Annotated in this window: 11 protein-coding genes; 5 read left to right on the plus strand and 6 right to left on the minus strand. The window is 44.5% G+C overall.

From position 1 onward, the window contains the following. Nucleotides 1-26: 26 nt before the first annotated feature. Nucleotides 27-1211: an NnrS family protein gene (locus HW45_RS05590; protein WP_038225446.1), complete on the minus strand. Its 1185-nt coding sequence runs from the start codon at nt 1209-1211 to the stop codon at nt 27-29. A gap of 256 nt (nt 1212-1467) precedes the next feature. Here HW45_RS05590 and HW45_RS05595 point away from each other — a divergent pair, with 256 nt between their 5' ends. Together HW45_RS05595 and HW45_RS05600 are read left to right on the plus strand one after the other, a co-directional pair. Then, nucleotides 1468-1779 (plus strand): PTS fructose transporter subunit IIB, encoded by a 312-nt coding sequence (locus tag HW45_RS05595; protein WP_038225448.1) that lies wholly within the window; start codon nt 1468-1470, stop codon nt 1777-1779. A 2-nt stretch (nt 1780-1781) separates the two neighbouring features. Beyond that, the gene (locus HW45_RS05600) at nt 1782-2576 is read left to right on the plus strand and encodes a PTS sugar transporter subunit IIA (protein ID WP_038225450.1); all 795 of its coding nucleotides are present in this window, start codon (nt 1782-1784) and stop codon (nt 2574-2576) included. Here the strand turns inward: HW45_RS05600 and HW45_RS05605 are convergent. Beyond that, nucleotides 2571-3401, minus strand: a complete 831-nt coding sequence (locus HW45_RS05605; RefSeq protein WP_006071913.1) for a helix-turn-helix transcriptional regulator — start codon at nt 3399-3401, stop codon at nt 2571-2573. The genes HW45_RS05600 and HW45_RS05605 overlap by 6 nt on opposite strands. Before the next feature lie 431 nt (nt 3402-3832). On the opposite strand from HW45_RS05605, the gene HW45_RS05610 reads away from it, so the two are divergent. Both HW45_RS05610 and HW45_RS05615 read left to right on the plus strand, forming a co-directional pair. Then, complete coding sequence (locus HW45_RS05610; protein WP_038225452.1) at nt 3833-5725, plus strand: PTS fructose transporter subunit IIABC; 1893 nt, start codon at nt 3833-3835, stop codon at nt 5723-5725. 229 nt (nt 5726-5954) lie between these two features. After that, a complete protein-coding gene (locus HW45_RS05615; RefSeq protein ID WP_006071916.1) occupies nt 5955-6956 on the plus strand; it encodes a substrate-binding domain-containing protein in 1002 nt (333 codons plus the stop codon). Nucleotides 6957-7021: 65 nt separating this feature from the next. Here the strand turns inward: HW45_RS05615 and HW45_RS05620 are convergent, their stop codons facing one another. Together HW45_RS05620 and HW45_RS05625 are read right to left on the minus strand one after the other, a co-directional pair. After that, the gene (locus HW45_RS05620; protein WP_152559635.1) at nt 7022-8407 is read right to left on the minus strand and encodes an MFS transporter; all 1386 of its coding nucleotides are present in this window, start codon (nt 8405-8407) and stop codon (nt 7022-7024) included. A 69-nt stretch (nt 8408-8476) separates the two neighbouring features. Further along, a complete protein-coding gene (locus tag HW45_RS05625; protein ID WP_038225455.1) occupies nt 8477-9547 on the minus strand; it encodes a cellulase family glycosylhydrolase in 1071 nt (356 codons plus the stop codon). Nucleotides 9548-9765: 218 nt separating this feature from the next. Here HW45_RS05625 and HW45_RS05630 point away from each other — a divergent pair, with 218 nt between their 5' ends. Beyond that, entirely contained in the window at nt 9766-10782 is a 1017-nt protein-coding gene (locus tag HW45_RS05630) for a LacI family DNA-binding transcriptional regulator (RefSeq protein WP_006071920.1), read from the plus strand. A 52-nt stretch (nt 10783-10834) separates the two neighbouring features. Here HW45_RS05630 and galM read toward each other — a convergent pair whose 3' ends face one another. Both galM and galK read right to left on the minus strand, forming a co-directional pair. Continuing rightward, nucleotides 10835-11908: a galactose-1-epimerase gene (galM, locus tag HW45_RS05635; RefSeq protein ID WP_038225457.1), complete on the minus strand. Its 1074-nt coding sequence runs from the start codon at nt 11906-11908 to the stop codon at nt 10835-10837. Continuing rightward, nucleotides 11905-13062, minus strand: a complete 1158-nt coding sequence (gene galK, locus HW45_RS05640) for a galactokinase (RefSeq protein WP_006071924.1) — start codon at nt 13060-13062, stop codon at nt 11905-11907. Before galK ends, galM begins: the two co-directional genes overlap by 4 nt. Nucleotides 13063-13133 lie beyond the last annotated feature (71 nt).

Raw genomic sequence — 13133 nt, forward strand, 5'->3', positions numbered from 1 at the left:
TTTTTTATTTGAACACTAAATTGATGTTAGCCCGGGTGACCATCCACTCTTGGAGTGACTAACATTTTGCCAAAGTGGTATACATACATACCGAACGCAAAGGCCCAAAGCCCCGCACTAATATCAATCATCAGGAACATGTGCTGTGGCCACACGGCCACACCAATACTACGAATGACTGCTGCAACAATAATAGCGACAAATGCCCATGTCATATTAGGGCCCTTATAGATAGCACGACCAGTATGCCCCATCGTCACGCGACTGATCATAGATAAAACTACGCCACCTAACGCACCGACCGCAAACAAGTGCAGCATAGCGTGTGATGCAAAAGCATCGCTTAGCATTCCTCGGTACAACAGGCTTAATGGCAGACATAAATAAGTCAGCATTAATGACCAAACTAAAGGTTCAGAAAGCGTCAGCCAAGGCTTCCAACGCAACCAACGCACTAATTGAAACAGCCCTGCAATCAACATAAGCGGTTTACCCAGCACAGCAAATGATAACGGGAAGAAACTCAACACGAATAACCCCATCAGAGGCAGCGTCGCTAGCCACTCCAGCCAAATTAATGGCTGGGGTTTATCAAACTGGAATCGGCGCGCAGAGAAAAACGGAATCACTCTACCGCCCATTACTGAGATCAGGATAGTGAACCACCAGATCATCGCGCCCCATACCGCACTTGAACTAAATGGAGGCATTCCTTTAACGGTGGCATAACTGGCAAAGTTGGCAAAAATAGCTAACAAAAACAAAGGCACAAAAAACAAGTTCTTCCAGCCTTTTGACTGGTAAACCCTAAAACCTACTTCGTATGCGGCTAACAAGATGAACAGAGACTCAATAATAGACGTCAACCACAACGGTGCTGGTGTCCAAAACAAAACACGTGTTAGCCCCCACAGTGTAACGAGCAATAATAGGCGATAATGCTTAGTTCCGTTAACTCCGGTCCATGTCTGCACTGCTGTTAGGACAAAACCGACCACGATTGCCATCGCAAAACCGAATATCATTTCATGGGCATGCCACCATAACGCGGGGACTTGCAACGCTTCGGGCTGACCTTTTTGGAACATGATGACCCAGGCCACCACCGCAAAGATGGCATAAACGCTTCCGAGTAAGAAAAAAGGACGAAAACCAAGACGAAGCCAAGCTGGTATCTTCTCTTCAACCTTTTTATCAGTAATATTTAGCATAACGACTCACTTAAAATGACATACATTTGTGTAAGTGCACAAATCATACCAAGTAACAAAGGCCCCATATTTCGGGCACCACGAGTCCAAATTACTTAAAATAAAGTCAAATGGACATAGATAAAATACAAGTCATTATGACTCATATAGGTTCAATTTAAATCATCCAGAATTTGATCTCTTTGCTATACGAATCAATGACAAATTAGTACTCTAACGCTCACTTTATTCTGGTTGATAATATAGAGAATAGACAATGAAAATGGTTGCGGTCACGGCTTGCCCAACTGGTATTGCTCATACATATATGGCAGCTGACGCTATTCGAAAAGCGGCTCAAAAAGAAAATATAGGCATCAAAGTAGAGACTCAAGGTGCAATGGGTATTGAAGGACAACTGAGCACCCAAGATATCGCTAATGCCGATCTTGTCCTCATTGCTTCCGATATTGAAGTTGAGCACCGAGCTCGATTTACGGGTAGTAAAATACACTGCGTCACAATCGAAGAGGTTCTGACTGATGTTGATTCGGTTATACAGCGTTGCATGGGGCTTGTTAGAGGTTAACCTTGATAGAACGTAGAATCACCTTTGTCCTACCGGAAGACGGGTTTTCTGGATGGAAAATCAATCGATTAAAAACACTGAGTAACATGTTTCGCTCAGTGGTGATTCTGCGTAATTTAACCTGCTGGGATAGTGCTAATATAGAGCATCCACTGCGTATTCTTTCACTAGCAGGCAAACAAGATGACCTTTGCCAGCTGCACATTGAAGGCTCAGATGCTGAGCTTGCTTGTATGGTCTTGATGGACTTTATTGCTGAACACTTTATGTTGGTGAATACGGCTCATCGCTCCAATAAACACGCCAATCTATCGTTATTGAGAGGATTAAGCACCTTCCGGTTACCATTTGAAATCGACTACCATTTTGCTCGCGACAGCAGCAACGATAAAACCGCCATTCTTGAGCAAGTCGCTAATCTGACAGCCCAAGTTAACTCCGCAGAGATGACACAGAACTTACTGAAACGAGAACAGTATTCGTCAACTGCAACGGGTAAAATGATCGCATTACCACACATACTCACTAGTGACGTAGATAAAGCATCGCTGACCGTCATTAAGTGTGAGAACCCTGTCGATTGGCAAGCACCTAAACTAGGACCCGTTACTCTGGTTATCGCTCTAATACTCCCCTCTCCTCCGGAGCGCTCGCTATTAGTGAGTTTTACTCATCTCACCAAATCGCTATTGGATGAGGAGTTTTGTCACCTGCTGACCACCAGTAGAGAGCCAGAAGCAATAAAAGCGATATTGATTCATCAGCTGGTCAAAGGTCAACGGGCAAATGCCTTATAATACCTGCCGGTACTCGCTTGGCGTTTGCCCTGTTCTTGACTTAAATACTCTAAAAAAGTAATTCACATCTTGATAGCCACAGCGTGTTGCCACTTCCTGCAGCTTAAAGTCGTATTTTTTCAGCATAAACTTCGCGCGTTCCATTCTCACCCACGTGATGTAGTCCGCTAAAGTCATGTGCCCTTGCTGGCGGAACAGTCTCGATAGGTGATTAGGACTAATATGAAATCGCTTAGCAATACTACTGCGAGTAATAGTGCGGTGGAAATTCTCCTGAATGTAAATACAGATACCCTGATACAGGTCGCCACTTCGTAAATTATCTGATGGTTCTGACACCATAGACTGACTATAGGAAAGTAACGCCATGAGCAAGTGCTCATCCATTGGGGACTTTTTCGGCTCTCTTGCTATCGCATTAAGCGCCTCGAGAATATGGTCAATGGCATGACCCGTACGTGTTTGCACACTGTGCTTCTGGATATCGTAAAACCCTGTTTCACCCTGTCTCTTACTCACCAAGCTAAAGCCTAGTTGGCGCTTCCCAAACAGCAAACTTAATACTGAGCAGTCCCCTTGCCAATTTGGTTTGTTCCAACAGTTCGGAGGAATGTACAACGCATCACCCGATAATACCTTGATTGAGGATATACCCTGTTCAGGATCTTCAAGTTCATTCTCATACTCTCCACTAATTACTAACTCAAGCCTTGGAAAATTAACTTGATAGCTAAACGGAGGTGGCGTGAGCTGATCGGCAGCAAACCAAATTCGGTTGAAATGCTCCCTTTCAGCAATTAACGTTTCAATTAAATTGTGGAACATTGGCGAATTTCTCCAGCGACCAAATAGAAATACGAGCTATTTTCGTGAGCTACGTCATGCATTCCTGCGACATTCATGAGGTTACAAAGCTCTAGCCAAGTCTAACATAATGACAATTACGACAATAATAACAACTAGAAACAAATATATAAGCAATTGATAAATAAAAAATTTAACACAGTTCACTTACCAAAAACGGGTTATATAAAATATTGAGCCAGTTCACATTAAAATTCCATAGGTACAATAATCCAGTAAAAGCCTTTATGGTGCTCTAAAATTTCTTGCCAAAGCCACCGATAATTACCCTATCGAATGACTACATCACTTCTCAGCGAATCGGTCACCCCACTACTTGGGATGCCAATATGTTGTAAATGAGAAATCGTGTAGTCCAACCTCCACCTACAATGGTCAATAGGACAATCATTATGATTACGGATCTCATTAATGAAAAACTGATCTGCCTAAATCTAAAAGCAACGAGCAAGGACGAAGTATTCGCAGAAATGGCGCAGTTGCTCCATGCTCAAGGCAGAATTAGCGATAAAGCACAATTCCTAACCGATATCTATGCTCGTGAAGAAATTGGCAATACCGGATTTGAAGATGGTGTTGCGCTACCGCACGCGAAAAGTAAGGCGGTTGTTGAACCAGCCGTTGCGATTGGTGTGAGTCAATCTGGGATCGACTACGGCGCTGAAGATGGTCAACCGTCAAAACTCTTTTTCATGATCGCCTCTCCAGATGGCGGCTCTGATCATCATATTGAAGTGCTTGCTGAATTATCTTCCAAACTGATTGAAGATGGTTTTATTGAGAATTTCCTAAAGGCAGAAACAGAGCAGCAAGCGTTAGAGTTGCTGCTGGCTAAATCTGAAGCACCAGCTAATCAGCTGGAAGCAAACAAAGGCTTTCTTATCGGCGTAACAGGCTGCCCAACGGGCGTAGCACATACTTACCTTGCAGCAGAAGCATTAGAAAAAGGCGCAGCCGAGCTTGGTTATCAAATCAAGGTAGAAACTAATGGCTCAATCGGCGTGAAAAATTCACCAAGTGCTGATGAAATTGCTCGCGCTGATGCCATCATCGTCGCATCAGACAAGCAAGTGGATATGAATCGCTTCGCGGGTAAAAAGCTGATCGAAACTGGCGTTAAAGCCCCTATCAGCGATGCAAAAGCTGTTATCAACCAAGCGCTTGAGGCGCCTGAATTTGTTGCTGATGCCAAAGCAGCCAAATCGGAAGACAATTCTTCGAAGCGTTCTGACTTATACCGTTACTTGATGAACGGCGTATCACACATGATCCCGTTTGTTGTAACTGGTGGTCTCTTGATTGCTTTGGCTCTTGCGGTGGGTGGTCAACCTAGCGAAGCTGGCATGGCTATCCCTGAAGGCAGCATGTGGCAGAAAGTACTTGATGTCGGTGTCGTCGCGTTCACGCTAATGATTCCTGTTCTATCCGGTTATATTGCTTACGCTATTGCCGACCGCCCTGGACTTGCCCCTGGCTTGATTGGTGGCTGGATTGCAAACAACGGTTCATTCTATGGTGCTGAGGCAGGTACAGGCTTTATCGGCGCTATCGTTGCTGGTCTACTTGTCGGTTACTTCGTCAAATGGGTTGTCACTCGTAACTATCACAAGTTTATTCAACCACTTGTGCCGATTATGATTGCACCTATTACTGGCTCTCTCTTCATCTCAGCACTGTTCATCTTCGTAATCGGCGCGCCAATTGCAAGCCTTATGGACAGCTTGAATGCGATGCTTATCAGCATGAGTACAGGTAGCGTTATTCTTCTCGGTATCGTACTGGGTGGCATGGCTGGCTTTGATATGGGTGGTCCATTCAACAAAGTAGCGTTCCTATTCTCTGTTGGCATGATTGCAAGTGGTCAAACTCAATTCATGGGTGCTATGGCATGTGCTATCCCAGTTGCGCCACTCGGTATGGGACTAGCGACTGTGCTAGGCCGTAAGTTCAACCTGTTCGAAGAGTCTGAACTTGAAGCTGGTAAAGCTGCTGGCGCAATGGGTCTAGTTGGTATCTCTGAAGGTGCTATCCCATTTGCTGCACAAGACCCAATGTCAGTAATTCCTGCAAACGTCGTTGGTTCAATGGTTGCGGCAGTCATGGCGTTCTCATTCGGTATCACTAACAGCGTGGCACACGGTGGTCCAGTTGTGGCTCTACTTGGCGCAATGAACAAGCCTCTACTTGCTCTAGTTTGTATGGCAGCAGGTACGGTTGTGACAGCACTAGTTTGTATCAGCTTGAAGAAAATGCGTGCAGCAAAAGCAGAAATGGCTGTTGCATAACCCGAGCTCCTAAAGGTGCCCCCTGCGCCTATCTTTAAAGCCCCGACTCGGGGCTTTTTTTGTTCTAGAACGATATATAACTCCCTCAAAGTGCGAAACGTTTACATTGGCATCAAGTTCAATATCTACAAGGCGTTACACATCACAAAATGTCTAACTTTGTGAAACTTACATTGCGATATTTACACGATAGGAGTCTAATGAAGTCATATCGAATGAGAGGTTTCAAATGGCAACGATTAAAGACGTAGCAAAGGAAGCTGGCGTTTCAGTAGCAACGGTTTCCCGGGTAATCAACAAGTCCCCAAAAGCAAGCGCGGCATCGATAGAGTCCGTCACCAGCGCAATGAAAAAGTTAGGCTACCGCCCAAATGCAAACGCTAGAGCTTTAGTCAGTCAAAGTACCAATACTGTAGGTGTTTTGGTGAGTGATGTGTCTGACCCATTCTTTGGCACCATGGTGAAAGCCGTAGACAAAGTTGCACACCAACATGGAAAACATATCTTAGTGGGTAATGGCTATCACGATGCTGAAGAAGAGCGTAAAGCAATTGAACTGCTCATCAACAGCCGCTGTGATGCCTTGGTGATACATTCCAAAGCCTTGTCTGATGAAGAACTCATTCAATACGCTGAAGAAGTAAAAGGCTTGGTCTACATTAATCGCGACATCCCTCAACTCCCTGGTCGTTGTATCTCGCTAGATAACTATAAAGGAGCCTATATCGCGACCGAGCATCTCATTCGTAACGGACATACCAACATTGCTTGTGTAGCATCTTCACACAATATCGAAGACGTAGACCAGCGACTAGAAGGCTATCGAGATGCCCTTAAGGCCAATAATATAAAGCTGTCCGCCAGCTATATTGAATACGGCTCTCCAGACAGTGATGGCGGCGAAATCGCCATGACCAATCTACTAACGAAATCACTGCCAATTACTGCTGTGGTGGCTTACAACGATAATATGGCAGCGGGTTCTCTATCAGTGCTTGAAGAAAACCAATATGCCTTGCCAAATCAAATGTCCATTATCGGCTTTGATGATGGTTTGATTGCCAAATACCTTCACCCAAAACTCACCACGATCCGCTACCCAATTCAAATGATGGCCGAAAAAGCAGCGCAAATCGCTTTGGCATTATCAAAAAGTGAATCGGTTGAAACCGACCCAATGATTTACTCACCAACATTGGTACAGCGAGCATCTGTAGCTCGTAAGAACTAATTTGATTCCAATGCATAAACGAAAAAACACGGCTTTTGCCGTGTTTTTTATTGCTTATCAACTCGTTAGTTTGTTACTTGCTGTGCGTTAACCGTTTCAACATTAACACCTTCAGCAAACTCACCACGCTGTAATTTTTCACGAAGTATTGCATGCTGATCTTCCGTAAACGTGTATTTCGACATAATAAAGATTCGAATCAGCGCCCCCAGTGCAGGCAATAACGCAATACAGAAGAACATGCCATCAAGCGCTGTCTCAGTCTGCTCTGCATTAGGTACATACCCTATCGAAGCTAAAATAAGGCCTGTTAACCCACCAGCAACCGCTACAGATAATTTGCCAGTAAACGTTTGACCAGAGAAAGTAATCGCCGCTGTACGCTTACCACTGTGATAGTACGAATACTCTACGGTGTCAGCGATCATTGCTGAAATCAGGGGGTTAGTCATCATAAAGATAGCGGTAATCACGGCTAGCCATGACATCACAACCGTCGGGTTATCGTAACCGGTCATGTAGAAACCAACACGTGCAATAATTTCTAATACACATAGCGTGATAAAAATGTCACGTTTCTTAAAGCGCTTCGTTAACACTGGCGTCGCTAAGCAGGCAATCGCACTGACTAAAGTAATCGTACCGATCAGTGAGACTAGTCCAGCATCACCCATGTTGTAAGTGAAGAAGAAAATATACAGACCATTAACTAAGTTAAAGAACACATTCATAAAGAACGCAGCAAGAATAAAAAACAACGGTTTATTCTTGCGCACTGCTTGGAATGTCTGTTTAAGTGTAACCTTCTCACTCGCCGTAGAAATTCGTTCCTTGGTGTTATAGAAGCCATTCCACATGAACAGCAAACCCGCCACCATCAGGACAATAACTGCAGGTAAATAACCTTGGTCCGCGCGGCCGTCAGCAAAGTAAGCGCTCAGTTTAGGAAATAGCACCAGTGTTGCACCAATACCCGCATTAACACCTAGCATTGCGCATGTTGCTGCTTTTGCACGCTCTTGTGGTTCATCTGTCATAACAGAAGACATCGACCAAAATGGAACATCCGAAATAGTGTATAACGTGCCCCAAAGAATATAGGTGATACCGGCGTACATTACTTTTGTAGATGTATCGGCATCTATATTGTAGAACGACGCAATAGTCACCAATACGATAAGTATTGGCGTAAACAACATATAGGGTCTGAATTTACCAAAGCGAGACTCTAAGGTATCCATGTATCCGGCGATGATAGGGTCATTCACCGCATCCCACACTCGAGCAATTAGAAATATGGTACTCGCCGCGATGGGAGAAATGCCCAAAATATCAGTATAAAAGTAGAGGATAAAGGAACCCACGAGACCAAAGCTAAAGCATTGGCCTACGCCATATCCAAAATAGGACATCAGTTCCTTATTCGAGAGTTTGTTTTGTAGGGTATTCATAATGTGTACTCATCCAGAATTATTATAGTAAAGCCAGTTGCTTCTTTAAGCCACTGGCGAACACTAGCCTCAGTCCAATGTTGCTAGCGATTGAATTAGGTGAACTTCCTTTGGGTCATAGGGGGTGCCATCATCATTAAGCAGATCATGGAACCAGCGTTGCGCGTAGTTCTCATCACTACGCTTAATCTCAGGCCATGGTAAGTGTGTTTGCGTTTTGCCCTTAACTAGCCCCCATTGATAGCAACCGATTTGTTCCGCCTGAAACACTGGCAGCTGTTCAAGAAGATGTGACTCAGCGTGACGCGCTAACCATTCGGTACACATCATTGGTCGGTTATGTTGTTTAACGATTTCGACAGCTTGTTTGAACTGTTCAAGAGGCAAATAGGCGTGGAAAGTGATGATGTCAGATAGCTCCATCGCTTTCCGATCTGTTGGGTGCTCATAGAGAGGCAAAGATAGATCAAGAATACTCGGAGCGTGCCAAGCACCAACAGTCAAAGGTTGTACGGGTTGTTCTTCACGCGCCCACTGGAATGCTTTTTCCATCAATTCATGACTATAACGCTCCATCTCTTCATCGAAAGCAAGCTCACCAGAGGTGGTAAAAATCATTCGGTTAGTTGGCTCGTTATATAAATCCCAAATAACGATGCGTTCATCGGTATTGTAAGTTGAGATAATGTCACGAATATACGCTTCAACCTCTCCCCATTGAGACTTGTCCATAACAACATTACGGCCTGGACTTGCTGCTGCTTGGCTATTGTGAAGCTCTGGTACAGGTAACTTCTGCTCTCCAAGATATGGATGGTCACCAGAGAAACCGCAGTCATCCATTGGAGTCATCATTACTTTGATTTTGTTTCGCTCACAAATATCAAGGAAACGGTCAATCCTTTGATGTAAACCTTCACGATCGACTTGCCACACAATAAACGGCAGATTGGTCCTTAGCGTGTTATACCCCACGCTTGCCGCCCACTCGATCTCTTGCTCCATGACCTCAGGGTCAAAAGTGTTTGCCTGCCACATTTCCGTCCAGTTCACAGCCGTACGAGGTAAATAATTAAAGCCACGCAACCAACCATGGGTTTCTTGCCATTGCCACGCTTTCTCTTCAGACCATCTTTGCATCTTACTCACCTTGAATTAATAAGATTAATAACTTAACTAATAATATTAGCTAATATATTTATTAATAATTTCAATTAAAGACTAAAGAAATAAATACGTGTTATGCGTCACATCTACTAAAGGATCATTAAAGCATTCTGTGATCGCGATCTTTCAAAGGTGCATTTAAGTAGGCAATTCGCTAATATATAGCTAATAAAAATATTGGCAGAGACAGAATGACGAAAAGTAAAAAGATCACTATGAGTGACATTGCTGCAGCAGCGGGCGTATCACAACCTACCGTGTCGTTAGTTCTCAATGGCTCTCAAACGGTAAAAATCTCAGAAGCAACGAAGCGCAAAGTTCTCGATACTGCGAAAGAATTGGGCTATCAAAGCAAGAAGGTCGCTCATGCGTTAGGAAGGTCGAAGAAAATTGCTATGGTCGTCAATGGGCTAACCAGTTACGATCCTTTCATAGACGCTGTCAATACGGCGAGAGAAGAAGCGTGGAACAACGACTATCTACTGATTACCTTTAGCTACAATCACGATGAAATACTCGCCAATAAAATAGAAACAGAGATCAATAACGGTGATTATGCGGGGCTTATTTATGCATCGAGCATGACACGTGAGCTTTCAACGCAAAGAGTACAAACTCACCTACCGACGGTTTTACTCAATTGCACCATGAGCGATCAACAAAACACGCCATCCATCCTACCAGCAGATATGATCGGAGCTTATAAAGCCATCAAGCACCTAACGAATCAAGGCTACAGACGAATTGCTATGTTAGCTGGAGAGAGTTGGATGTATGCATCGACACAACGTATTGATGGCTACAGACAAGCGCTTATTGATGCGGATATTATTCCTAACGAGGATTACGTCTTAGAGGCCAACTGGTCCCTCAAAGAAGCTTACGAGCAAACAAATCGTTTACTGGATTTGGCTATTCCGCCCGAAGCTATATTTTGTAGTAGTGATTATATGGCGATGGGCTGTTACCAAGCGATTGCTGAACGTCAATTAAAAATCCCTAAAGACATTGCAGTTGTTGGTTATGACAACCAACAAATTGCCTCAGAGAGCTTCCCAGCACTTTCTTCTATTGAACTGCCTTACGCTGACATGGGTAGGCTGGCTGTAGATAATATCCTTGCACAAATCCAAGAACAGCCGTTACTGTCGCAAATACGAAAAGTCGAAGGCGAACTGATTGTTCGTGCTTCTTCCACCAAGGCATAAAAAAAGTGAGCAGCTGCTCACTTTTTACTAGACGAGTTACTTCACCAATACACTAAAACTTGAAACGGTAAGTGGTTTGATGTTGGTAGTTCTCTCCCGCTTCAAGTACACCATTACTGCTCCCCCATTCTGGGCGATTTGGCCCATCAGGGAAGAACTGGGTCTCGAGAGCTAAACCATCAAGTTTATCGTAAGTGCGGCTTAAGCCAGGTGTGCCATCAAGGAAATTACCCGAATAGAATTGTACTGCAGGCTTGGTGGTCAGGACTTCCATCAAAACATCTTGCTCAGGGGATTCCAATGTCGCCACCACAGCGCAACCATCGGTGAGCTTGGCGTCAAACACAAACGCATGATCGTAACCACCTGCTGTGATTTGATCCTGCTCCGACAGAAAATCTCGACCCACTTGCTTTAGCAGTGTGAAGTCAAAGCTGGTTCCCTCTACCGGTTTTAGCTCACCAAGAGGGATCAAATCCTCTCTAGTAGGTAGATAGGCATCAGCAAACATTTGCAGTTTATGATCCGTGCTCTTCGCCTTACTAGATTCGCCAGCTAGGTTGAAATACGCATGATTGGTCAAGTTCATCGGCGTTGTCTTATCGCAAGACGCCTGATAAGTAATCTTCAACGCATTATCGTCAGTTAGCTGGTATTCAACTTGAACCTTAGCCGTACCAGGGAAACCTTGATCACCATCTTCCGACTGTAACGACATAACAAGAGTTGATTCAGTGTGCGAGTCGATACTCCAACGACGCTTATCAAAACCCTCTACACCCCCATGCAAAGCGTTTTCGCCATTATTACAAGTGACTTGATACGACGTGCCACCTATCTCGAATTGCCCTTTATCAATTCGATTGGCGTATCTCCCCACCACTGAACCAAAATAAGCCCCTTGCCTCATGTGCTCAACCATATTTGGCGAACGCAACAACACTTCACGTTGTTCCCCTGGCAAAGGGAGCGAGCAACTCAGCCACGTTGCTCCGATATCCATAAAAGAAGCCGTCATACCAAGTGCATTTTTAAGGTGGATCACCTTTGCAGGCAGTCCATCAAATGACGCTGATTGGTTCATCGCGTCTTCAATCGTACTAAAATGCTCGCTTGTGGTGATCATTGTGAGACAACTCCTGCGCCATCTTTTGCTTGGCAGACATAAATCGACTCTTTCAAACCTGTAGCCGCTTCATATTGCTCTGCAATAGCCGTCGTAACTGCTTCTACAAGCGTTGGTGGGATAAGAGAAACCACACAACCACCGAAACCACCGCCAGTCATACGCACACCACCTTGGTCGCCGATTACCGCTTTAACAATATCAACAATGGTGTCTATCTCTTTCACTGTGATTTCAAAGTCATCGCGCATCGATGCATGAGACTGTGCCATTAGCTCACCCATACGCTTCATATCACCAGTACTTAGTGCTTTTGCCGCCTCAACCGTACGATCGTTTTCAGTAATAACGTGACGAGCACGTTTAGCCACCATCTCATCCAACTCAGAGACACGATCATTAAATTGCTCAATAGTGACATCACGCAACGCTTTCACACCAAAAATGCGAGCTGCTTCTTCACATTGCTCACGACGAGTGTTGTATTCACTGTCGACTAAGCCACGCTTTTTGTTGGAGTTAATAATCACAACTGCCATATCTTCTGGCATTGAGACTGCTTGAGTCTCTAAGCTACGACAGTCAATCAACAATGCGTGATTTTCTTTACCTTCAGCAGAAATAAGTTGATCCATGATGCCGCAATTACAGCCCACAAATTCATTCTCAGCTTGCTGGCCGTTAAGTGCGACTTCAGCTTGCGTGATCTCTAAGTTATAAAGCGTTTTAAATGTTTGACCGATAACCACTTCTAGTGCCGCAGAAGAGCTCAGACCTGCGCCTTGCGGTACATTGCCAGACACAGAAATGTCCGCGCCACCAATTTGATAACCACGAGCCATTAAGAACTTAACCACACCGCGGATGTAGTTCGCCCACATCTTGTCTTGTTGGAAAGTAATCTCTTGAGTGATATCAAATTCGTCAGTGGCATCCTGGTAATCCACTGACACAACGCGGACGAGATTATCGTCACGCTTAGCGGCCGCTACTACCGTTTGATAGTTAATGGCACACGGTAGGACAAAACCGTCATTATAGTCGGTATGCTCACCAATCAGGTTTACACGACCAGGAGCTTGGATAACGTGTGTCGGCTTGTAGCCAAGTACGTTTTCAAAAGAGTTCGCTACGTTTTGGATTAGGTCTTTCATGTTTTCGTCTCTCAATACCTGATATTGGTTTGCGTACCAACTAAAGCGTTCGGTACGCTGCAACATCAAAT

Source organism: Vibrio sp. ER1A (genome assembly GCF_000733315.1).
GTDB classification, from domain to species: Bacteria; Pseudomonadota; Gammaproteobacteria; order Enterobacterales; family Vibrionaceae; genus Vibrio; species Vibrio mediterranei.

What these genes read in the sequence shown, in the direction of transcription:
- HW45_RS05590 (WP_038225446.1), bottom strand. Translation starts at nt 1,211, where the DNA reads ATGCTAAATATTACTGATAAAAAGGTTGAAGAGAAGATACCAGCTTGG.
- HW45_RS05595 (WP_038225448.1), top strand. Translation starts at nt 1,468, where the DNA reads ATGAAAATGGTTGCGGTCACGGCTTGCCCAACTGGTATTGCTCATACA.
- HW45_RS05605 (WP_006071913.1), bottom strand. Translation starts at nt 3,401, where the DNA reads ATGTTCCACAATTTAATTGAAACGTTAATTGCTGAAAGGGAGCATTTC.
- HW45_RS05610 (WP_038225452.1), top strand. Translation starts at nt 3,833, where the DNA reads ATGATTACGGATCTCATTAATGAAAAACTGATCTGCCTAAATCTAAAA.
- HW45_RS05615 (WP_006071916.1), top strand. Translation starts at nt 5,955, where the DNA reads ATGGCAACGATTAAAGACGTAGCAAAGGAAGCTGGCGTTTCAGTAGCA.
- HW45_RS05620 (WP_152559635.1), bottom strand. Translation starts at nt 8,407, where the DNA reads ATGAATACCCTACAAAACAAACTCTCGAATAAGGAACTGATGTCCTAT.
- HW45_RS05625 (WP_038225455.1), bottom strand. Translation starts at nt 9,547, where the DNA reads ATGCAAAGATGGTCTGAAGAGAAAGCGTGGCAATGGCAAGAAACCCAT.
- HW45_RS05630 (WP_006071920.1), top strand. Translation starts at nt 9,766, where the DNA reads ATGACGAAAAGTAAAAAGATCACTATGAGTGACATTGCTGCAGCAGCG.
- galM (WP_038225457.1), bottom strand. Translation starts at nt 11,908, where the DNA reads ATGATCACCACAAGCGAGCATTTTAGTACGATTGAAGACGCGATGAAC.
- galK (WP_006071924.1), bottom strand. Translation starts at nt 13,062, where the DNA reads ATGAAAGACCTAATCCAAAACGTAGCGAACTCTTTTGAAAACGTACTT.